The organism is Rhodococcus sp. NPDC057529 (assembly GCF_042802055.1).
GTDB lineage: Bacteria > Actinomycetota > Actinomycetes > Mycobacteriales > Mycobacteriaceae > Rhodococcus_F.
The window spans coordinates 164,210-185,929 of the sequence record NZ_JBHVEY010000004.1 but is presented as its reverse complement, the minus strand read 5'-3'; the positions used below and the strand labels follow the sequence as shown (position 1 = coordinate 185,929).

21 protein-coding genes are annotated in these 21,720 nt (G+C 69.7%); 13 read left to right on the top strand and 8 right to left on the bottom strand.

Annotated elements, in window-relative coordinates:
• The first annotated feature begins 57 nt into the window (after positions 1-57).
• A complete protein-coding gene (locus ACFU5V_RS09415; RefSeq protein ID WP_378432962.1) occupies positions 58-1,320 on the top strand; it encodes an Nramp family divalent metal transporter in 1,263 nt (420 codons plus the stop codon).
• On the opposite strand, the gene ACFU5V_RS09410 is transcribed toward ACFU5V_RS09415, so the two are convergent.
• Positions 1,321-3,612 (bottom strand): serine/threonine-protein kinase, encoded by a 2,292-nt coding sequence (locus ACFU5V_RS09410; protein WP_378698653.1) that lies wholly within the window; start codon positions 3,610-3,612, stop codon positions 1,321-1,323. It lies immediately after the preceding gene.
• 23 nt (positions 3,613-3,635) lie between these two features.
• Positions 3,636-4,331 carry a TetR/AcrR family transcriptional regulator gene (locus ACFU5V_RS09405; RefSeq protein WP_378432960.1) on the bottom strand — a complete coding sequence of 232 codons (696 nt, stop codon included), beginning with the start codon at positions 4,329-4,331 and terminating at the stop codon, positions 3,636-3,638.
• Positions 4,332-4,434: 103 nt separating this feature from the next.
• On the opposite strand from ACFU5V_RS09405, the gene ACFU5V_RS09400 reads away from it, so the two are divergent.
• The 6 genes from ACFU5V_RS09400 to ACFU5V_RS09375 are packed head-to-tail and all read left to right on the top strand — an operon-like array spanning position 4,435 to position 11,226.
• Entirely contained in the window at positions 4,435-5,619 is a 1,185-nt protein-coding gene (locus ACFU5V_RS09400; RefSeq protein ID WP_378698651.1) for a lipid-transfer protein, read from the top strand.
• 48 nt (positions 5,620-5,667) lie between these two features.
• A complete protein-coding gene (locus tag ACFU5V_RS09395; protein ID WP_378698649.1) occupies positions 5,668-6,099 on the top strand; it encodes an SRPBCC family protein in 432 nt (143 codons plus the stop codon).
• Between the two features lie 7 nt (positions 6,100-6,106).
• Complete coding sequence (locus tag ACFU5V_RS09390; protein WP_378432956.1) at positions 6,107-6,982, top strand: MaoC/PaaZ C-terminal domain-containing protein; 876 nt, start codon at positions 6,107-6,109, stop codon at positions 6,980-6,982.
• 10 nt (positions 6,983-6,992) lie between these two features.
• The gene (locus ACFU5V_RS09385; RefSeq protein WP_378432955.1) at positions 6,993-7,862 is read left to right on the top strand and encodes an SDR family oxidoreductase; all 870 of its coding nucleotides are present in this window, start codon (positions 6,993-6,995) and stop codon (positions 7,860-7,862) included.
• An 11-nt stretch (positions 7,863-7,873) separates the two neighbouring features.
• Positions 7,874-10,087, top strand: coding sequence for an acyl-CoA dehydrogenase (locus ACFU5V_RS09380; protein WP_378698647.1), 2,214 nt, complete (start codon positions 7,874-7,876; stop codon positions 10,085-10,087).
• A complete protein-coding gene (locus ACFU5V_RS09375; RefSeq protein ID WP_378698645.1) occupies positions 10,084-11,226 on the top strand; it encodes a CaiB/BaiF CoA transferase family protein in 1,143 nt (380 codons plus the stop codon). The genes ACFU5V_RS09380 and ACFU5V_RS09375 overlap by 4 nt, the downstream gene beginning before the upstream one ends.
• Positions 11,227-11,237: 11 nt before the next feature.
• Here ACFU5V_RS09375 and ACFU5V_RS09370 read toward each other — a convergent pair whose 3' ends face one another.
• Positions 11,238-11,699 carry a PPOX class F420-dependent oxidoreductase gene (locus ACFU5V_RS09370; protein WP_072944705.1) on the bottom strand — a complete coding sequence of 154 codons (462 nt, stop codon included), beginning with the start codon at positions 11,697-11,699 and terminating at the stop codon, positions 11,238-11,240.
• Positions 11,700-11,796: 97 nt separating this feature from the next.
• On the opposite strand from ACFU5V_RS09370, the gene ACFU5V_RS09365 reads away from it, so the two are divergent.
• Genes ACFU5V_RS09365 through ACFU5V_RS09355 form a run of 3 tightly spaced genes read left to right on the top strand, consistent with a single transcriptional unit; the run spans position 11,797 to position 13,501 of the window.
• Positions 11,797-12,489 carry a FadR/GntR family transcriptional regulator gene (locus ACFU5V_RS09365; protein WP_378698643.1) on the top strand — a complete coding sequence of 231 codons (693 nt, stop codon included), beginning with the start codon at positions 11,797-11,799 and terminating at the stop codon, positions 12,487-12,489.
• The gene (locus ACFU5V_RS09360; protein WP_378698641.1) at positions 12,486-13,292 is read left to right on the top strand and encodes an ABC transporter ATP-binding protein; all 807 of its coding nucleotides are present in this window, start codon (positions 12,486-12,488) and stop codon (positions 13,290-13,292) included. The genes ACFU5V_RS09365 and ACFU5V_RS09360 overlap by 4 nt, the downstream gene beginning before the upstream one ends.
• 26 nt (positions 13,293-13,318) lie before the next feature.
• Positions 13,319-13,501: a hypothetical protein gene (locus ACFU5V_RS09355; RefSeq protein ID WP_378698639.1), complete on the top strand. Its 183-nt coding sequence runs from the start codon at positions 13,319-13,321 to the stop codon at positions 13,499-13,501.
• A 108-nt stretch (positions 13,502-13,609) separates the two neighbouring features.
• On the opposite strand, the gene ACFU5V_RS09350 is transcribed toward ACFU5V_RS09355, so the two are convergent.
• From ACFU5V_RS09350 to ACFU5V_RS09340, 3 genes are all read right to left on the bottom strand, one after another.
• Positions 13,610-15,085 (bottom strand): DUF4153 domain-containing protein, encoded by a 1,476-nt coding sequence (locus ACFU5V_RS09350; protein WP_378698637.1) that lies wholly within the window; start codon positions 15,083-15,085, stop codon positions 13,610-13,612.
• 79 nt (positions 15,086-15,164) lie between these two features.
• Complete coding sequence (locus tag ACFU5V_RS09345; RefSeq protein ID WP_378698635.1) at positions 15,165-16,133, bottom strand: ATP-binding protein; 969 nt, start codon at positions 16,131-16,133, stop codon at positions 15,165-15,167.
• A gap of 23 nt (positions 16,134-16,156) precedes the next feature.
• The gene (locus ACFU5V_RS09340) at positions 16,157-16,843 is read right to left on the bottom strand and encodes a response regulator transcription factor (protein WP_378698633.1); all 687 of its coding nucleotides are present in this window, start codon (positions 16,841-16,843) and stop codon (positions 16,157-16,159) included.
• Between the two features lie 258 nt (positions 16,844-17,101).
• On the opposite strand from ACFU5V_RS09340, the gene ACFU5V_RS09335 reads away from it, so the two are divergent.
• On the top strand, positions 17,102-17,665 hold the full coding sequence (locus tag ACFU5V_RS09335) for a hypothetical protein (RefSeq protein ID WP_378698631.1): 564 nt from the start codon (positions 17,102-17,104) through the stop codon (positions 17,663-17,665).
• 22 nt (positions 17,666-17,687) lie between these two features.
• Complete coding sequence (locus ACFU5V_RS09330; RefSeq protein WP_378698629.1) at positions 17,688-17,957, top strand: hypothetical protein; 270 nt, start codon at positions 17,688-17,690, stop codon at positions 17,955-17,957.
• On the opposite strand, the gene ACFU5V_RS09325 is transcribed toward ACFU5V_RS09330, so the two are convergent.
• A complete protein-coding gene (locus ACFU5V_RS09325; protein WP_378698627.1) occupies positions 17,954-20,251 on the bottom strand; it encodes an ATP-dependent DNA ligase in 2,298 nt (765 codons plus the stop codon). The two genes, ACFU5V_RS09330 and ACFU5V_RS09325, sit on opposite strands and share 4 nt — an antisense overlap.
• A 97-nt stretch (positions 20,252-20,348) precedes the next feature.
• Here ACFU5V_RS09325 and ACFU5V_RS09320 point away from each other — a divergent pair, with 97 nt between their 5' ends.
• On the top strand, positions 20,349-21,230 hold the full coding sequence (locus ACFU5V_RS09320) for a transporter substrate-binding domain-containing protein (RefSeq protein WP_378432938.1): 882 nt from the start codon (positions 20,349-20,351) through the stop codon (positions 21,228-21,230).
• Here ACFU5V_RS09320 and ACFU5V_RS09315 read toward each other — a convergent pair whose 3' ends face one another.
• Positions 21,231-21,662, bottom strand: a complete 432-nt coding sequence (locus tag ACFU5V_RS09315) for an SRPBCC family protein (RefSeq protein WP_378698624.1) — start codon at positions 21,660-21,662, stop codon at positions 21,231-21,233.
• Between the last annotated feature and the right edge of the window lie 58 nt (positions 21,663-21,720).

Below are 21,720 nucleotides of genomic sequence, written 5' to 3'. Positions count from 1 at the left end.
TATAGTGCGGAGATACGAATCAGCAGGTAGATCCCCGCGACCACGATCAGGAGCTCCGTGAGCATCGAGGCCCCCAGCCCTCTCCTCCCGCGCCGCAGGCCCCGCAAGGGCAGTCTCCGGACGGTCGCGCTCCTCGGACCTGCCTTCGTGGCGGCCATCGCGTACGTCGACCCCGGCAACGTCGCCGCCAACCTCACCGCGGGCGCGAAGTACGGGTACCTGCTCGTCTGGGTCCTCGTGCTCGCCAATGCCATGGCCGTGCTGGTGCAGTACCTGTCCGCCAAGCTCGGCCTCGTCACCGGCAAATCGCTGCCCGAGATGCTGGGCACGCGTCTTCGGACCGGCAACCGCCGTGCGTTCTGGTTGCAGGCGGAAGCGATGGCGATCGCCACCGATGTGGCCGAGGTCATCGGCGGCGCGATCGCGCTCAACCTCCTGTTCGGCGTCCCCCTGTTCGTCGGCGGTCTCATCACGGGCGTCGTGTCGATGGGCATCCTGTCGATCCAGAGCCGCCGCGGTCAGCGAACGTTCGAGTTCGTCGTGATCGGGCTCCTCACGATCATCACCGTCGGGTTCCTCACCGGCCTCGCGTTCACCGACGTGTCGGGCCCGGACGCACTCGCCGGTCTCGTTCCTCGGTTCGAGGGGACCGAGACGGTACTGCTCGCCGCAAGCATGCTCGGCGCCACCGTGATGCCGCACGCGATCTACCTCCACAGCGCTCTCGCCCGCGACCGGCACGGGAACGACCTCGAAGGCCCCCGCCTCGCGCGACTGCTGAGGGTGACGAAGTGGGACGTGGTCGGGGCGCTGATCGTGGCGGGCGCGGTGAACATCGGCATGCTGCTGCTCGCCGCGTCGGCCCTGCGCGGCATTCCCGGCACCGATTCGATCGACGGCGCGCACGCCGCCATCCAGAACTCGCTCGGCCCCACGGTCGCGGTCATCTTCGCCGTCGGCCTGCTGGCGTCCGGCCTGGCCTCGACGTCGATCGGCTGCGCGGCCGGCTCCGAGATCATGTACGGACTGCTGTCGATGCGCATCCCGTTGCTACTGCGCCGGGTGGTCACCCTCATCCCCGCGCTGGTCGTGCTGGCGGCCGGCGTCGACCCCACGTTCGCGCTCGTCCTCAGTCAGGTGGTCCTCAGCCTGTGCATCCCGTTCGCGGTGATCCCGCTCGTGCGGATGACGTCGGACCGCGACCTGATGGGCGTCCACCGCAACGCGACGGCCACCACGGTCGCCGCGTGGGTGGCGGCGTCGCTGATCGTCGTGCTCAACGTGTCGCTGCTGTGGCTGACGTTCACGGGGTCGAACTGATCACTCGTGCCGCGGCGCTCCGGACACGACGCGCTGCAGGGCCTGCAGGTCCTCCGACAGCATCCGGAACATCCAGTAGGCCCCGAGAAACGCGACGACGCTGCCGACGCACAGGACGCGGAGCGCGACGATGACGCGGGGCATGTCCTCCGGGGGAATGAACGTGGCACCCGCGACCCCGAGCAGCGGCACGGCGGCGGCCGCGGCGAGGAAGAACGTGCTGCGCCGCCCCAGCCGTCCCAGCATTCGGGCGTCCGAGGCGCTGATCTCGCCGTGTCGCAGGAAGACCGGGTAGAGGCAGCGCACGGCGTAGAAGTTCACGAAGAAGAACGGGTAGACCACGGCGATCGCCCCGCAGACCAGCTGGGACGCGGTGAAGTGGACGACGGTGTTCCACGGAACCTCACTGCCGCTCACCTCCAGTGTGATCGGCACGATGATGCCGGTGACCACCCACAGCCCGAGGCACAGCAGGGCGCACCGCTGACCGAGCAGCAGGGTGTCCTTGCGGGCGCGGGCGAGTTGAACGCCGGAGTACACCCGCCCCCGGCGCAGACCAGCCGCCACCACCGTCAGGTAGATCACCATCGACACGGTGCCCGCGGTCCCGATGAGGAATGCGATCGTGTAGTCGATCCGGGTGATCCGCACGAAGTTCTCCTGCGCGCCGGGCGGCAGCTTGCTGATGATCAGGGCGCTGTTGTGGTGGTAGCTGTAGAGGATGGCCAGAAAGTTGGGAACGGCGATGGCCAGGAACATGATCGGGTGCGTCCACCGGCGCATCCGCAGGCGCCAGCTCCCCGGCGGCGGGTCGACCAGATCGCGGGCGTGCGCGTCGAGGCAGACGTCGAGTTGCTGGGCGAGTTCGGCGCCGGAGGAGTACCGGTCCTTCGGGTCCGGCGCCAGCGATTTCAGCAGCACGCGCCGCAACGCGTTCGGGCAGTCGGCGGGCAGTTCGCCTGCGGCCGGTTCGTCGTTCCCCCGGCGCCGGGCGAGCATCGCGTCGAGGGTGGTGCGGTCGCCGGGCGGGCGGGAGTGCAACTCGGCGTCACTGTCGTCGAAAGGTCTTGCGCCGGTCAGCAACTCCCACAGGACGACGGCGAGCGAGTACAGGTCGCTGCGGGTGTCGAGGTCGGCGGGGGTGCCCGGCCGGTCCGGGTGGATCGCCTCGAGCTGCTCCGGGGACATGTAGGCCAGCGAGCCGCCGAAGTAGGCGACCGGGCTGGCACCGGCGAGGTTGCCGCTGAAACTGATGTTGAAGTCGGCGAGCTTCGGGGCGCCCTCCGCCGTCAGCAGCACGTTGGCCGGCTTGACGTCGCGGTGCAGCACGCCGTGCGCGCCCGCGTAGTCGAGCGCCTGCGCCAGCCTCCGGCCGAGCCAGGCCACCGTCTCGGGCCACGTCAGCGTCGCGATCTCCTGGCGCACAGGAGATTCGCTGGGCCGGATCTCGCCCCTGCCGACCAGGGCGCGGTCGATCGCGTCCAGCAGCACGGCGCCGCTGCGCGCCTCCGGCGGCGTCTCCTGCACCCGCCCGACCACGTCGAGCAGCGTTCCCCCCGGCACGTACTGCATGTACAGCAGGCGCAGGTCGCGGCCCGCGAGAAGTCGCTGATCGAAGACCCGGACGATGTAGTCGTGGTCGAACTGGGCCAGGGTCTGCGGTTCAGTGCCGTGATCCTCGGAGATCTTCACCGCGACCATCCTCTGCAGCGACCGCTGCCGGGCGAGGAACACCCGCGCGAACGCGCCCCGGCCGAGGAGGGTCACGAGGTCGAAGTCGTCGATTCGCCTGCCGACCTCGAGATCGTCGAGCGCGCCGGCGTTCCCCGCGGACACCGTCGACGCCTGCTCCCCGCGGTGGAGCAGGGTGCTCTGGTATTCGCCGGTGCCGAGCAGTTCTTCGAGTTCGCCCGCCTGCGCCGGAAAGCTCAGCGTGTACTCGTTCGCCTCGACCGACTCGCCGCTGCGCCGCCGGATGTGGAATTCCTCGTACAGCAGGTCCGGTGGCAGCGGCCACCGTCGTAGTTCGGGCAGTTCCTCGCAGTATTGCGCCAGCCGTTTCGGGTGGTCGCCGCGCAGCCAGCGCTTCTCCAGGTCGACCTTGATCAGTTCGATGAGCGTGACCCGGCGAAGGGCCGGGGACGCGGGCAGGTAGGCGACCAGATCGGGCGCGGACGACGAGGACTCCCAGGCACTGGCGAAGCGCGCGACGGCGTCGCCGACCGCCGTGTCCGACACCCAGGCCTGCTCGGAAGCGGCCGGTGAACCTCGCCGGGAGGGCATGGAAGCCATGGTAGCTGGCCACACCCGTTCGACTACTGCAGTTCCGACACCGGGGTCGACGGGTCGATGGTGACGCCGATCCGCGTCAGATTGCCGTGCAGCACTTGCCAGATCGACACCTCGAGGAACTCGGCGAGGTCGTCGCTGCCGAGCGCCGACTGGGGGTTGCTCAGCCACCGGTTGACGCTGGCGTCGACCAGTCCCACCAACCCGAACGCCAGCGACTCGGCCAGGTCCGAGTTGCCGGCGACCGCGTCGAGGACCGTCGCGAGCAGGCCCGACAGCTGGAGCGCGATCGCGGTCTTCGTGCCCGTCACCACGCGCGAGCCGGTGGTGCGCCTGCTCGGCGATCCGGTGCCGAGGAACTGGTGGAGTCGCGGGTATTCCACGATCCACCGCAGGTACGTCTCGACCGCGCGGGCGATCGCCTCGCCGACGGTCCCCTCGGGGGTCAACGTGGGTGCGAGGTCCGCCATCAGTCGTTCGATGATGCGGCCGCGCAACTGCTCGTCGAGGTCGCCGCGATCGGTGAAGATCCGGTAGACCACCGACCGCGGCACGTCGGCGCGGTTCGCGATCTGCTGGACGCCCACGTCGGGGCCGTCCTCGTTGATGGCCTCCATCGCGGCGTCGAGAATCCGGCTGCGGCGTTCCGCCTTGTGGTCCTCCCAGCGCGTGGCGCGGCCGTCACCCTGGGGCGACGCGGCGGTTTCCACTTTGTCCGGCATCGCTCATACGTTACCCATCCGACTGTTGACTGGACAGGACGTCTCACATACTTTGGTGAGACAGGGTGTCACACACACATTTTTCCGGACTCAGGGAGCCGCAATGGGTAACAGGGTGTTCGTCGTCGGCGTCGGGATGACGAAATTCGAAAAACCGGGTGCACGCGAGTGGGACTACCCCGACATGGCGCGGGAGGCGGGCGGCCGCGCGCTCGAGGACGCGGGCGTCGAATACGGCCTCGTGGAGCAGGCGTACGTCGGCTACGTGTACGGCGAATCGACGTCCGGGCAGCGGGCCGTCTACGAACTCGGCCTCACCGGCATCCCCATCGTCAACGTCAACAACAACTGTTCGACGGGATCGACCGCGCTCTTCCTCGCCACCCAGGCGGTCCGCAGCGGTCACGTCGACTGCGCCCTCGCGCTGGGCTTCGAGAAGATGCAGTCCGGTTCGCTCGGATCCACGTACGACGACCGGGAACAGCCGATGATGCGTCACCTCCTCGCGCTCGCCGAACTGCAGGAGTTCGCGATGCCGCCCGCCCCGTACATGTTCGGGGCCGCAGGCAAGGAGCACATGGAACGGTTCGGGACCACGGCGGAACAGTTCGCCAGGATCGGCGTGAAGAACCACCGCCACTCACAGAACAACCCGTACGCCCAGTTCCAGGACGAATACACGCTCGACGAGATCCTCGGCTCGAAGCAGATCTACGGGCCGCTCACCAAACTGCAGTGCTCCCCCACCTCGGACGGCTCCGTCGCCGTCGTCGTGGTGAGCGAGAAGTTCGTCGACGAGCACGACCTCGCCGCGCAGGCCGTGGAGATCGTCGGCCAGTCCATGGTCACCGACCTCCCGAGCACGTTCGAGGACCGCAGCGCGATCAGCCTGGTCGGCGCCGACATGACCCGCACGGCCGCGGCCCGGGTGTACGAACAGGCAGGCATCGGCCCGGACGACATCGACGTCATCGAACTCCACGACTGCTTCTCCACCAACGAACTGCTGACGTACGAGGCGCTCGGCCTGTGCGGCGAGGGCGAGGGCGGCAAACTCGTCGACAACGACGACACCACGTACGGCGGCCGCTGGGTGGTCAACCCGTCCGGCGGCCTCATCTCCAAGGGACACCCGCTCGGCGCCACCGGACTCGCCCAGTGCAGCGAACTCACCTGGCAACTCCGGGGCACGGCCGACAAGCGGCAGGTCGACGGCGCCGCGGTCGCACTGCAACACAACATCGGCCTCGGCGGCGCCGTCGTGGTCACCGCCTACCGCGCACTCTGACACTTCCTCTTCCACAGTCTCTTTCACCTCGAGCACCAGGAGTACATCATGGCTTCCGTTTCCGTCGCAGCGTCCCTTCCCGCCTCCCCCGACAAGGCATGGGACGCATTGTCCGACCTGTCCCGCTGGGAGGAGTGGCTCACCATCCACCAGTCCTGGAAGAGCGAGATCCCCACCGAGGTGGCACTCGGATCGAAGTTCACCGAGGTCGTCTCCGTGATGGGCATGGCCAACAAGATCGAGTGGACCGTCACCGAGGTGCAGGTGCCCGAGATGGTGAAGATCTCCGGCACCGGGATGGCCGGCGTGACCGTCGAATTCACCCTGAAGGTCGAAGCGGACGGCGCCGGATCCACGGCGATCATCGACGCGAGTTTCACCGGCACCATGATCGTCGGCCCCATCGGCAAGGCCGTCGCCAAGAACGCCAAGGCAGATCTGGAGGCGTCCCTCGCGGGGTTCGCCGACATGGTGGGCTGATCCGCGCATGACCACCCCCACAGTCGAATTCGACACGAGCGGCCTCGGAGAGTGGACCGATCCGCAACGGTTCGAGGTCACCGCCGAGCGCATCGCCGACTACGCCGCGGCCACCAACGATCCCATCGACCGCCACCTCGCGGGCGAGGTCGCTCCCCCGGTGTTCGCCGTGGTCCCCGCGTTCACGTCGATGGCGCCGGCCGCACTGTCCGTCGCCCCGGTCGAACTGCTCATGAAACTCGTGCACGGCGAGCAGGATTTCCATTTCCACCGCCCGATCCGGCCCGGCGACAACCTCGTGGTTCGTGCGAAGCCGATCGGTTTCGAGGGTCGCGCAAACGGATCCACCGTCGTCGTCTACGTCGAAACCGTCACGGACGACGGCGAACTGGTCAACGAGCAGTGGATGACCGCGTTCTTCCGGAAGGTCGACGCGGGAGCAGGCCTCGGCGAACAGGCGCCCGCACACCGATTCGACGAGACCCTGCGCGGGCAGGCCCCCGCCGCGTCGATCACCCAGCACATCGACGAGGACCAGACATTCCGGTACTCGCCCGCCTCCGGCGACCCGATGCCGATCCACCTCGACGACGAGATCGCCCGGATGTCCGGTCTTCCCGGAATCATCAACCACGGCCTGTGCACCATGGCGTTCACGTCGTGGGCGGCGCTCACCGAACTCGCCGACGGCAGGGTCGAACGCCTCCGCCGTCTCGCGGTGCGGTTCGCGAAACCCGTACTGCCCGGACAGGACATCGCCACGCAGTTCCGGCAGGTCGCCGAATCCACCGGCGGGGCGGTGTCGTACGCCTACGAGACCGCCGTCGGCGACGAACTCGTCATCAAGGACGGCCTCGCCGTCATCGCGGACACAGAAACCTAGGAGTACGCACATGGGAACACTCGACGGACGGGTTGCCGTCGTCACCGGCGCCGGACGCGGAATCGGCCGGGAGCACGCACTGCTCTTCGCACGTGAGGGCGCTGCCGTGGTCGTCAACGACCTCGGCGGCGCCAACGACGGCACCGGTGCGGACGCCGGCCCGGCGCAGCAGGTGGTCGACGAGATCGTCGCCGCGGGCGGCAGGGCGGTCGCGAACACCGACGACGTCGCGTCCTGGGACGGCGCCGAAGCGCTCGTGAGCCAGGCGGTGAGCGAGTTCGGCCGGCTCGACGTCCTCGTCAACAACGCGGGCATCCTGCGGGACGCGTTCATCGCGGGCATGACCGAAAGTCAGTGGGACGCCGTCATCGCCGTGCACCTCAAGGGCCACGCCGCGACGCTGCACCACGCGGCCGCGTACTGGAAGGCACGGACCAAGGCGGGCGACACCGTGAACGCGTCCGTGATCAACACCGCGTCGGCGTCCGGCACGTTCATGCCCAACGCCGGTCAGGGCAACTACGGCGCCGCGAAGGCCGGTATCGCCGCACTCACCCTGGTCGCCGCGGACGAACTCGAGCGCTACGGCGTACGGGTCAACGCGATCGCCCCGATCGCCCGCACCCGGCTCACACTGGCCACCCCCGGTATGGGCGCGCTGTTCGCCGAGGAGGTGCCGGAGGGCGAGTTCGACGCGTTCAGCCCCGCCAACATTTCCCCGCTCGTCGCCCGGCTCGCCGATGCGAACTGCAAGATCACCGGCAAGGTGTTCGCCGTGCAGGGCGGGGCCATCTCCGAACTCGCCGGCTGGCACGACGTCACGACCATCGAGAGCGACGGCCCGTGGACCGTCGCCGACCTCGCCGACCGACTCGGCTGAAGGGCTCCGACATGGCCAAGAACACGTACGAGCTCGGGCTCGGACTGACCGAGGAGCATCGGGCCCTCGCCGACTCGGTCCGCTCCTTCGCCGAACGCACCATCACCTCCGATCACGTCCGGTCCGCGGTCGAGTCCACGAGCGAGGACAAGTTCCCGCCGTTCTGGGATGCGCTGGCCGGCCAGGATCTGCTGGGTCTGCACGTCGCGGAGGACAAGGGCGGTCACGGCGCCGGGCTCCTCACGCTGGCGGTGGCGCTCGAGGCACTGGGGCGCACGGTCGCTCCGGGCCCGTTCGTCCCGACCGCGTTGTCCGCCGCCCTCGTGGCGGCCGCGGATTCCAAGGTCGGCATCGAACTGCTCCCCGGTCTCCTCGACGGATCACGCACCGCCGCAGTCGCGCTGGGCCGCCCGCTCGACGCGGCGGCGCACGACGGCGGATACCGCGTCACCGGTGTCGCGGACGCCGTCCTCGGCGGCGAACACGCCGACACCCTGCTGCTCCCGATCGCCGTCGGCGACGACGTCCGCTGGGCCGTCGTCGATTCCGCGGACGTCACCGTCACGGTGCAGGACGGCATCGACGTGCTCCGCGGCTCGGCACGGATCACCGCCGACGACGTCCGGGTGGGCACCGACCGGATCCTCGACGGACTCACCGAGCAGCGCGTCCGCTCCCTGGCCACCGTCGTCCTCGGCGCGGAGGCGCTCGGTGTGATGTCCTGGTGCGTGTCCACCGCATCGGAGTACGCGCAGACCCGCGTGCAGTTCGGGCGTCCGATCGGCCAGTTCCAGGGCGTCAAGCACAAGTGCGCGCACATGGGCATCGCGCTGGAGAAGGCGCGCGCGGTGCTGTGGGACGCCGCGTCCGCCCTCGACAGCGGTGACGACACCGCCGATTTCGCCGCGGACATCGCCGCCGTCATCGTCCCGGATGCCGCGGTGCAGTGCGCGCAGGACTGCATCCAGGTCCACGGCGGCATCGGATTCACCTGGGAGCACGACGCGCACCTGTACTACCGCCGCGCACTGGCGATCCGGGGGCTCCTCGGCACCCGCGAGGAGCGGGCCACCCGTGTGGCCGACCAGTCGCTCGCCGGCACGGCCCGCACGTCCGAACTGGAACTGCCGGCCGAGGCCGAGACGATCCGCGCCGAGGTGCGGGCGGCACTCGTCCCGCTGGCCGGCCTCGACGAGGACGACCAGTTGATCGCGCTCGGCGACGGCGGCTGGGTGCAGCCGCACCTGCCGAAGCCGTACGGGCGCAGCGCGTCCCCGCTCGAGCAGATCGTCATCGCGCAGGAGATCAGGACGGCGGGCATCCCGATGCCGCAGTTGCTGATGGGCGGCTGGGCGGTGCAGGCCGTCGTCGCCCACGGCACCGACGCGCAGAAGCGGGATCTCGCCGTCCCCACACTCCGGGGGGACCTGGTGTGGTGCCAGCTGTTCAGCGAGCCGGGGGCCGGTTCCGACCTCGCGTCGCTGACGACGAAGGCCGAGAAGGTCGACGGCGGCTGGACGGTGACCGGGCAGAAGATCTGGACCACGGTCGCGCAGTTCTCCGACTGGGCCATGCTGATCGCCCGCACCGACCCGTCCAAGCCGAAACACGAGGGCATCACGTACTTCGTGCTGGATATGTCGACGCCGGGCGTGACCGTCCGGCCGCTGCGCGAGATGACCGGGTCGGCCCTGTTCAACGAGGTCTTCCTCGACGACGTGTTCATCCCCGACGAGAACGTGGTCGGGAACGTGAACGACGGCTGGAACGTGGCGCGCACGACCCTCGCAGGCGAGCGGGTGGCGCTGAGCCAGAAGATGGAGGCCTACGCCACCGACAAGGATCTGCTGCAGTTCGCCCGCGGCCGGGACCTCGGCCCGCTGGGCCGGTTCCGCGTCGGCGAACTGGTCGCGGAGAGCCAGGCCGTCGACCTGATCGGCTCCCGCATCGTGCTGAAGCAACTGTCGGGGACCGACGTGAGCACCACGTCGAGCGTCGGCAAGCTGCTGGGCATGGGGCTCGGACAGTCGATCGCGGAGTTCGTCGTCGCCGAACTCGGTATCGCCGGCGCCGTGAGCATTCCGGGTGAGCCGAGCGACAAGGCGATGGAGCAGTTGATCGCCGGCCGCGCCACCACCATCTACGGCGGCACCACCGAGGTGCAGCTCAACGTGATCGGCGAACGGATGCTCGGACTGCCCCGCGACGCGCAGGGCGTGTCGTGACCGGCGGGCCGCTGAGCGGGCTGACCGTCGTCGAGATCGCGAGTCTCGCGCCCGCGCCGTTCGGGTGCATGATCCTCGCCGATCTCGGTGCGGACGTGATCCGGGTGGAACGGGCCGGCGACGGTGGCACCGGGTTGATGGCGCCGTCGGGGGTGCTCGACCGCGGGCGACGGTCGATCGCGGTGAACCTGCGCACCCCGGAGGGACTCGAGGCGGTGCTGCGACTCGTCGACGACGCCGACATCCTCGTCGAGGGATTCCGTCCCGGCGTCGCGGAACGCCTCGGCATCGGTCCCGACGACTGCCTGGCCCGCAACCCCGCCCTGATCTACGGGCGGATGACGGGCTGGGGCCAGGACGGTCCGCTGGCACCGCGGGCCGGGCACGACATCAACTACATCGCGCTCGCGGGCGCGCTCGACCCGATCGGGCGCGCCGGCGAGCGGCCGGTGCCGCCGCTGAACCTGTTGGGCGACTTCGGCGGTGGGGGTCTGATGTTGACGATGGGAATCCTGGCCGCGCTGCACGAGCGCACGCGGTCGGGCCGCGGTCAGGTGGTGGACGTGTCCATGGTCGACGGCGCCGCGCTGCTGACGGCGTTCGTTCACGGGATGAACGCCGCCGGGCTGTGGCAGGACGGTCGCGGGCAGAACGTCCTCGACGGGGCCGCCGCGTTCTACGACACCTACGAATGCGCCGACGGCCTGCACGTGGCGGTCGGTTGCGTCGAACCGCACTTCTACGGCGAACTCCTCGACGTGCTCGGGTTGTCGGGCGAGGAGCTGCCGTTGCAGTACGACCTCGATGCGGCGCCGGAACTGAAGGCGCGGCTCGCGGAGATGTTCGCGACCCGCCCGCGGGACGAATGGGCGGCGCTGTTCGCCGATTCCGACGCGTGCGTGTCGCCGGTCCTCTCGCCGTGGGAGGCGCACGAGCATCCCCACAACACGGAGCGAGAGACGTTCGTCGAGGTGGGCGGCATCCGCCAGCCCGCGCCGGCGCCGCGCTTCAGCCGCACCCCGGCGCCGGTTCCCCGTCCCGCCCCGCGGCCGGGGCAGGACACGGACGCGATCCTCGCGCGAGCCGGCTACGACGCTGCCGCCATCGGGAAACTGCGCTCGGCGGGCGCCGTCGAATAGGCGACGGGGACCTATCCGCGATCGGTGCCCGGCGGGAAGCCACCGGTCGCGATGGGTCCCCACTCGTCGATGGTGATCCGGATGAGGCTTTTGTTCTGCTTCCGCATGGCGTCCCGGTACTCGTCCCAGTCGGGGTGCTCGCCGGAGATGCCGCGGAAGTACTCCACCAGCGGTTCGAGTGCGTCGGGCAAATCCAGTACCTCGGCCGTGCCGTCGATCTGCACGTAGGCGCCGTTGAACTCGTCGGACAGCACGCACACGCTCACGGCGGGGTCGTGCCGCACGTTCGCGGCCTTCGCGCGCTGCGGGTAGGTGGAGACGACGATCCGGCCCTCCGAGTCGAGTCCCGACGTCACCGGGGAGATCTGCAGGCCGCCCGAGCGTTTCCGGGTGATCAGCACGCTGCGGTGGCGCGGGCGGACGAAGTCGAGCAACTCTTCCCTCGTGACACGGTCTGCGGTGGCGACGGCCATGGTGCACCTCTCCTCTGCTGCGGTGGCGGTTCTTCCCGGACTCACCTTAGGCCCCGGGCAGTCCTCAGACGTCTGAGGACTATGCTAGCGTCGGCGCATGGCCGGACGTCCCACCCTCCGCAGCGGACCGCTGGTCCCCCAGCTCGAGGAACTCCTCACCGCCCGGATCCGGGACGGCGAGTGGACGCTCGGCAGCCGCATCCCCAGCGAGGCCGAACTGGCCACCGAACTGGGTGTCGGCCGGTCCTCCGTCCGTGAGGCCGTTCGGCTGCTCGCCCGCGACGGCCTGCTCGACGTGCGGCACGGCGTCGGCACGTTCGTCGCGCAGCCCCCCACCAGCGGTGCGGGACTCGGGACGCTGCTGCGCCGCGCCCGGCTGCTCGAGGTGTACGAGGTGCGGCGCGCCCTCGAGATCGAGGCCGCCCGGCTCGCCGCGGAACGCGCGCGCCCCGAGGACCTCCAGCGGCTGCGAGAACAGCTGTCCACCCGGCACGACAGCACCACCGCACCGACCGCCGTCTTCGTCGCTGCCGACCTCGACTTCCACGCCGCGATCCTGGAGATCGCCGGCAACACCATCCTGTCCGCCCTGTTCGAGTCGATCCGGCCGCTCCTCGTCGACGCGCTGGCCGAACTCGTCGACCACGAACCGGGACGGCCCGACACCAGCTGCGCCCACGACGATCTGGTGCGCGCACTGGAAGCCGGCGACGCCGAGGCGGCCGTCGCCGCCACCGCCGCCAACCTCGACCCGACCATGTCGATTCTGCGGAAAGGCGGAAATCAGTGACCACCCCGGATTCGGTCGTCAGCATCGAGAACGTCGACCTCGTGCGGAGCGGACGGTATCTGCTCAGCGACATCAGCCTCCGCATCGAACGCGGGCAGCACTGGGTGCTGCTCGGCGCGAACGGCGCGGGAAAGAGCACGATGCTGAGCATGCTCGGCGCGGTCGCGCACCCGACGCACGGCACCGTCCGCGTCCTCGGCCACCAGCTGGGCCGGGTCGACATGCGCGAGTTGCGCGCCCACATCGGGCACGTGAACCCGCGATACCGGATCGACGCGCCGCTGACGGTGCGCGACGTCGTGCTCACCGGCCTCACCAACACACCCGATTTCGTGCCGCGGTGGTCGCCGTCCGCGGAGCAGATCGCCCGCGCCGACGAGCTCGTCGCCTCCCTCGGCATGCAGAAGCACTCGGACGCCCTGTGGCCCAACCTGTCCCAGGGTGAGCGCGGCCGCGCCCTCATCGCACGGGCCCTGATGGCGGAACCGCAACTTCTCCTGCTCGACGAGCCCGCCACCGGACTCGATCTCGCGGCGCGCGAACAACTCCTCACCGCACTCGACGAACTGCGCGAACAGTACCCGAGCCTCGCCAGCATCCTCGTCACCCACCACCTCGAGGAAATCCCCACCACCACGACCCACGCCGTTCTCATCCGCGACGGACGGGTGATCGCGCAGGGCGCCGTCGCGGACGTTCTCACCACCGCCACCATCAGCGAATGCTTCGACCACCCCATCGAGATCCACCGGCAACGCGGCCGGTGGATCGCGCAGACGCGGGTGCCCGAGCCGGTCGGTTAGCCGCCGGCGCGGTGCACACTGGGGGTATGGCCCGAGGCGACCACCCTCAGCGCACCCCGTTCTACGGTGTCGTGCTCATCGTCGTCGCACTGGCGGCGGCGATGATCGTGAACCGCATCGCCCCCACCTGGGTGCAGATACCGGTTTACGTCCTCGCCGTACTCGCCGCGATGGCCGGCTTCGTCATGACGTTCCGGGACCTGTCGTGAGCGGACGCGCATCCCGCCCTCCCACAGCCGCGCAGGTTTTGGTCAGATTCCCGCGCAATTGCGTGTGATTCCAGCAAATCGGTCCGCAAACAGCGCACGGGGACCCGGCTACTCGCACGAGCCGACGGGGTGCGCGGCCAGCAGTTCCTTCGCGCGACTGCGGGCCGCGTTGTACTCGTACCACGCCGATTCGCCGCTCACCTGCCGGTCGAGTCGGTACAGGGCGCAGGACCGTTCCGGTTCGGGCAGCCGATCGAGGGCGGGGACGGCGTCGACGGACAGCGAACCGAGGTAGCTCACGTCGATTCGCCCGGTGTCGCCGAACCGCTCCACGTTCTTCCTGGCCACGTACGCGTCCGGGTCGATCGCGGCGACCAGCAGCACCCCGCCCACCGCGGAGGCCAGGACGGCGCGCGGCAGCCACCGCCCCGACAACCGCACACCCGCCGCGATCAGCAGCACGAACACCAAGCCCAGCCACAGTTCCGTCACCAGCACCGTCACCCGCAGTCGCGTGTACCCGTACTGGCTCTCGTACAACGACATCCGGTGGATCGCCGACGCGACGACGACGAGCGACAAACCGCAGAGCAGTCCGAGCAGCACCCGCACGAGCACCCGGTCCGCGACCTCCAGCCGCGACGCCTTCCGCACCGCGACCGCGATCACCAGCAGTGTCAGTGCGGTCACCGCCAGCAACTGCCAGAAACCCTGTCGCGCGTATTCGGCGTATGTCAGGTCCGCGGTGGTCAGCACGTGCGTGTTCCCGCCGAACAGCACCGTCAGCTGCACTGCGACGAATCCGAGGAACAGCAGATCCAGCAGGGCCAGCGGAATCGCCCACTCCCACCGGGCAACCGGGCGCCCCGGCCGCGGGGCGAGCGCGTCGAGGCGGGGTGTTCTCCGCAGCAGGTACGCGGCGCCCAGGGTCCCGCCGCACACCAGAACACCGAGCACGAACCGCCCGAACGGATTCGACACGTGGACGGTCGGTGCGGCCCGGCCGAGCAGGGCGGCGAAACCCGCGTCCGCGCCGGCGAACAGCGCACCGAACACCAGCAGCAGCACGACGGTCACGGCGGCGACCCCGAACACCCGGCCCACCGGCACCGTCCCGGTCGCGTGCCAGCGTCGCGCACCCCGGCGCGTCCACCGCACCACCCGCAGCGGGGTGAACCACAACGCGAACGACCCTGCGGCCAGGCCCGTCCACGTGCGTCCGCCGACGAGGGCGAACGACCCGACCACCCAGCTCAACGCCACACAGACCGCGGCGAGCCAGCCGGCACCGCGCACGCTGAGCACCGCCAGCAGGGCGAGGGCGCCGAGGATCGCGGCGGCCTGCGCGGGTGTCGGCAGCGTTCTGCGTGTCGCGAACACGGCGGCCGCGACCGCGGCACCGGTCAGGACGTACCCCAGACCGACCACCGTGACCTGCAGGGTCAGGGCTGGGACGACACCCGCCGCCACAGCCGCGAGCACGATCGGGCGCGGCGCCATCGACGTCCGATCGCGGCGCCAGGCTTGTCTCGGCCAGAAGTCGCGCCGGGTGGGCGCTACGGGTTGCGGGGGTGCGATGGTCATGGATCCCTCCCTGGTTGTCGCTGCCGGATGACGGCAGGGGTCATCGCGGGACGTCGTCGTCCCAGTTGTGAAGCTGTGGTCAGGCGGCGGGCAGACGCACCCGGATGCAGCAGCCCTCGGCCGTGTCGAGAACCTCGATGTGGCCGTCGTGGAGATCCACCGCCCACCGGGCGATGGCGAGGCCGAGGCCCGTCCCGCCGTCGGTGGAGCCACCGCGGGTGAACCGCTCGAACACCCGGGACCGCTCGCCGGGTGCGATACCGGGGCCGTCGTCCTCCACCTCGAGCACCACGCCGCCGGCGTCCGGCCGGGCACGGACCACCACCTCGGTACGGGCGGGGCCGTGCCGGAACGCGTTGTCCACCAAGTTCGCCACCACCTGGTGCAGTCGCGCGGTGTCGGCGTCGGCGCGCAGGTGCGGCGGCTGAACGTCGACGGTCACCCGCCGGGGATCCTCCGACTGCCGCACCACGTCGTCGAGGAATTCGCGGACCGGGAAGATCTCCCGCTCGAGTTGCACCGCACCGCCTTCCACCCTCGACAGGTCCAGCAACTCGGCGACGAGGCGGCCGAGCCGCTCGGTCTGATCGAGCGCGACCCGCATCCGGGCGGGGTCGGGCGCCTCCACTCCGTCGACGACGTTCTCGAGCAGTGCCTGCAGAGCGGAGATCGGGGTGCGCAGTTCGTGCGAGACGTTGCCGATCAGTTCGCGTCGATACCGGTCGGCGGCCTCGAGATCCTCGGCCATCTGGTTGAACGCGCGGGCCAGTTCCCCGATCTCGTCGCGCGACGTCGACCGCACCCGGCGCGAATAGTCGCCGGTCGCCATCGCCCGGGCGGCGGCCGTCATCGACCGCAGCGGAGACGTCATGCCGTGCGCGAGGATCTGCGTCACGGCCAGCGACACCAGCAACGCCAGGACGAGCGCGTACCGGAACGGCCAGCGAGCAGTCACCCAGAACATCAGCGACGCGAAGAACAGCGCCGCCACGACGAGAAGACCCGTCTTCACCTTGAACGATCGCAGCGGATCGAGAGGTCGGGGCATCCTGTCCAGGATCCGGCCCGCGGTCACCGCTGCACGTCCAGTGCGTAGCCGACGCCGTGCACGGTGCGGATCAGGTCGCCGCCGAGTTTCCGGCGCAGCGCCTTCACATGACTGTCGACGGTCCGGCTACCCGCCCCGTCGCCCCACCCCCACACCTCGGCGAGGAGCGATTCCCGGGCAATCGCTGCCCGCGGACGAGAAGCGAAATAGGCGAGCAGATCGAATTCGGTTCGTGTCAGGTGAATTTCGTCGGCTCCGCGCCGGACGCGACGCTCGACGAGGTCCACCTCGAGGTCGCCGACCGCTAGTCCGCCCGGTTCGGCAGGCGCGGTCTCGTGGGCGCGATCGGCCCGTCGCAGCAGTGCGTGCACCCGCGCCACCAGCACCCGCATGCTGAACGGTTTGCTCAGGTAGTCGTCGGCGCCCACGCCGAGACCGATCAGCATGTCCGTCTCGTCGGCGCGCGCGGTGAGCATCAGCACCGGAACGGGCCGCGACGCCTGGACGCGCCGGCAGACCTCGAGACCGTCGAAACCCGGCAGCATCACGTCCAGCACCAGCACGTCGGGCGACGAGGCCTCGCACACCGCGACCGCGGCGGGACCGTCCGACGCCGTCACGACGTCGAAGCCTTCCGCACGCAACCGCGCCGCGACCGCCTCGCGGATCGTCGCCTCGTCGTCGACGACGAGCACTCTTCGCTGGCTCATTCCCCGACTGTATTGCGCGCACGTGCGGATCCCGGGCAGAGCCTGTGAAGATTCTGTGCAGGTTTGCCCCCGACAACACCGCGGGGTGGTGGATCCGCACCCTGGGGTGCCTGTCGAACGCCCCGGCCGCGGCGCAAGGTTGTTCTATCAGCCCAGCTAGACACCCCAATCCATCGGAGGCACCCCATCGTCCACACCGCAGCCCGCATCGCGATCGGCGCAACCGCCGCCCTCACGTTCTCCGTCGCAGGAGCCGCAGTGATCGTTCTCGCCGGTGGACATACCGAGGGAGCTCCAACCCCGAGCTCGGAGGGCGCCGTCTCGCAGCAGCAGCCGGCTCCGGCGATCGCACCGGCCCCGAGCCGGATCGTCGTCGCAGACCCCGGCTACTCCGTAGAACCAGTGGACCCCCGGTACTCGGTGGTCCCCGGGTACTCGGCAGAGCCCGGCGCTTCGGCCGACACCGAAACGCTCGCACCGGGACCGGGTGTCGTGCCGCCCGTCGCGGCGGCACCGCCCGTCGTCCGAGCACCGGTCGCCCAGCCGCCGGTTGCCCAGCCGCCCATCGCCCAGCCGCCCGTCGTCGCAGATCCGCCCGTCGTCGCAGACCCGCCCGTGGTCGCCGATCCGCCCGTCGTGGTCGACCCCGTTCGCCCGCCGAAGGGTCCGTTCGACGGACCGGGCCAGGTCGAGCCGGGCGTGCTCGAACCCGAAACCGATCCGTTCCCCGTCGGCGGCGGACCGAAGCCTGCCCCACCCGCTGCCCCGCAGTCGCCCGGCGGAGTCGGCCCCGTCGACGGCGGAACCGTCGTCGGCCCCTAGATCACCGGAGGAATTTCACACCATGTCCCACACCCAGACCCGCATCGCGATCGGCGCAGGCGCGGCGTTCGTCCTCTCCGTCGTCGGCGCGGCCGGGATCGCCGCGGCCGGCGGAACTGCGTCTCCGGCCGCCGACGTGAGTGTCACCGAACAGCACGGTGACGTGGACACGGAGTCCGCACCGCTGCCGGTCTTCACTCCCCCGGCGCTGAACACCCCGACGCAGGAGTCGCCCGGATCATTCGACACCGCGGCGGTGGACCCGTTCGAGCCGGCCCCCTGGCGGTATTAGGACTCCACCTCGACGTCCGCGGGTGCCTTGTCGTCTCTGAGCCCACGCCAGCTGGGGTGCCGCAGTCGTCGCGAGCCGGTCCAATCCATGAACCGCACCTCCGCGACGAGGGTGGGGGTCACCCACACGGCACCCTTGCGGTCGGCGGTGGGCAGGTCTTCGACGAACGGGCTGGTGTCCGTTTCGAGCGGGCCCAGGGTGGAAGCGAGGTCCTGCAGATCCCGTTCGGTGAACCCGGTTCCGACGCGCCCGATGTAGCGCAGGCCGTCGCCGTCGGGGACGCCGAGCAGCACCGAACCGATTCCGCTGGACCGCCCGCCCTGGCCGCGGCGCCACCCGCCGATCACGGCTTCCTGCGTGCGCCAGTTCTTCACCTTGATCCAGCTCGACCCCCGCTTGCCCGGCAGGTACACGGATTCGCGGCGTTTGGCCACCACACCTTCCCACCCCTTGCCGCGGCTCTCGTCCAGTGCTTCCTGCGCGGACCCGTGCAGTTGCGGGGGCACGTCCAGATCGTCGACCTTGGCCGCCAGCGCCTCGAGGACGCGGCGCCGATCGGTGTACTTCTTGCGCAGCAACGACACTCCGTCGAGGTACAGCACGTCGAACGCGAGGAAGTGCGGCTCGTTGCCCTGCTGCAGCAGGCCGAAGTTCGCGACACCCCGCTCGTCGAACGCGACCACTTCGCCGTCGAGGACCACCTCGTGGTCTTCGAGAGAATCTGCCAGCCAACCCAATTGTGCGTAGTCACGGGTCTTGTCGTTGCCCGCGCGGCTCGTCAACTTCAGCTCGCCGCCACTGATCTCGGCGATGACCCTGATGCCGTCCCACTTCCCTTCGAACGCCCACTCGTCGGCGTCGAGGCCGTCGAGGGTGCCGGGGGTCGCGAGCATCGGCGACAACCCGCGCGGCAGCTCCGACGACCGCGACCCGCCCGGGGTCTGATCCTTCATCAGATGCATCAGCCACTGGTCGCCCTTCGTGCGGATCAACGCGAACCGGCCGTCCACCTGCTCACCGTGCAACTGGACGATCACCTCGTCGTCCCGCCACTTCTCGGTGTCGTACGTTCCCGTGTCCCAGATGGTCATCCGGCCGCCCCCGTACTCGCCCTTCGGAATGCTCCCGGAGAACGTGAGGTACTCGAGCGGGTGATCCTCCGTGTGCACGGCCAGGCGGTTCTCCCCCGTCGTCGTCGGCACGTTCTTCGGCACCGCCCACGACACGAGAACCCCGTCCCGTTCGAGCCGCAGGTCGTAGTGGAGACGCCGGGCGTGATGTTCCTGGATGACGAAGCTGTTGCCCTCCCCCGGCTGCACCGTGTGCGGCATCGGCTCGGGTGTCCGCCCGGGATCACGCTTGCGGCGGTACTCGGCGAGGGCGGCGTCGTCCTCGAGCGGCGGATCGAGTCCGGCGAGCAGGTCGCCGTCCGACTCCCACCGTTCGAGCACCTCCTCGAACCTCAGCTGTCGGAGGTCGGGGTCGTCGAGTTCGTCCCAGCTGCGTGGCGCGGCGACGTACGGCTGGGAGCGCCCGCGCAGTGAGTAGGGGGCGATGGTGGTCTTGGACGGATTGTTCTGGCTCCAGTCGACGAAGACCTTGCCCGCGCGCACCGCCTTCGCCATGGTGGCGGTGACGAGTTCGGGGCGCAGCTTCTCCAGCCCCGTCGCCACCTGTTTCGCGACGGTCGACGCGCCCGAACCCTCCAGCTTCCGGTCGAGCGGCACGTACAGGTGAATGCCCTTGCTGCCGCTGGTGACCGGGTACGCCGTCCAGCCGAGGTTCGCGACCAGGTCGCGCACGGCCCGTGCCACCTCCGCACATTCGGCGAGTCCCACCCCGGGACCGGGGTCGAGATCGAAGACGATGCGGGTCGCCGGACCCCGGCGTGAGCCGTCGAACCGCCACTGCGGCACGTGCAGTTCGAGTGCGGCCTGCTGTCCCGCCCACACGAGGGCGGCGACCGAGTTCAGCAGCGGGTAGTGCACGGAACGGTCCGAGTGCGCGAGAGCACGGCGCTCGAGCCACCCCGGCGCGGAGGCCGCGAGATTTTTCTCGAAGAACGGCTCGCTGTCCACCCCGTTGGGCCAGCGTTTGCGGGTGGCGGGACGGTCCACGACGTGCGGGAGCATGGCCGGCGCGATCCGCGAGTAGTAGTCGATCACCTCGCCCTTCGCGGTGCCCGACTCCGGGTAGAGGACCTTGCCGAGGTTGGTCAGAGACAGGCGATGCCCGTTGATGGTCAGTTGCCGAGTTCCCGCCGTGGCCACGCGCACCTCCCTCCGCCAATACATACATATTGTGCGCCGCGCGGCCGCTTCGCTGGCCGGATCGCCACCCGCCAGGCAAGATGACGGGGTGCACCGAGGTCCCAAGACAGCCGTCGCCGCCATGTCCGCTGCACTGGCACTGCTCGCCGGATCCTGCTCCACCGACACCCCGTCGCAGGTCGACACACGGGCCGAGGCGTCGACGATTCCCGAAGCGTTCACCAAACTTCCGTCCACCCGGGCGGTCGGCGACTGCGCCCCGGGCAGCGGGGCCACCACGCACGACGGCGTCGTCACCATCGCCACCGACAGCCCGTCGTACCGGCCGTGGTTCGTCGACGGCGACCCGTCCAACGGCAAGGGCTACGAGGGCGCCGTGGCGCGGGAAGTCGTCGAAAAGCTCGGATACGGTCCGGACCAGGTGCAATTCGAGACCGTCGACTTCAACGACGCACTGGCGGCCGGTGAGAAGAACTTCGACTTCGCCATCGACCAGTTCACGATCGTCGACACCCGGCGCGAGACGGTCGATTTCAGTTCGCCCTACTACGCTGTCACGCAGTCGGTGCTGGCGCTGAAGAATTCACCGGCGGCGCGGGCCAAGTCGCTCGCCGACCTCGCACCGTTCCGCCTCGGGGCGCAGGTGGGGTCCACCAGTTTCGACGCCATCGCGCAGACGGTGCAACCCCGCCAGGCACCGGTCAGTTTCGCCACCACCGACGACGCCAAGGCCGCCCTGGCCGCGGGCGACATCGACGCGCTGGTGGTGGACATCCCGACCGGATTTCAGATCACCGCCAACGAGGTGAAGGACAGCGTCCTCGTCGGGCAGTTCCCGCGCCCGAACGCCGTCACCGAATTCTTCGGCCTCGTGTTGGAGAAGAACAGCCCGCTCACCGCGTGCGTTTCCGCCGCCGTCGATTCCCTCTACGCCGACGGAACATTGGACGCCCTTGCCGCCGAGTGGATCACCGACACCGGCGGCGCGCACGTCCTCGATTGATCAGGCGTACAGGTCGACGAACGTCTGCAGGGACTTCTCGATGTCGCCCTTCAGCGCCTTCGCGACACCCGAGCCGATGGGTCCGAACAGCGGTGCGCCACCCAGTTCGATGGTGAACGCCACCTCGGAGGCGTCGCCCTTCGCCTTGACGTCGAGCACCAGTCCGAGCTTCACTCCACCCTTGCCGTCGCCTTTGAGGACGATGCGGTTCGGGGCGTCGTACTCCTTGATCGTCCACTTCACGCGGTTGCGGAGCCCCTTCACCGTGACGACGGAACTGATCTCGGTTCCGGCAGTGAGAGTCTCGGGCAGATCGCCGCGCCATCCGTCGTGGACCACGAACCACTTGTCGAAGTCCTGCAGATTCGAGGCCTTGTCCCAGGTGTCCTGGGGGCTGAGGGGAACATCGGTCTTGACCGTGAGTTTCGCCATTGGGGCAGCCTAACGGCCCGTGAGTACTTCTTAACCGCGGGCGGTTAACAAGTACTCA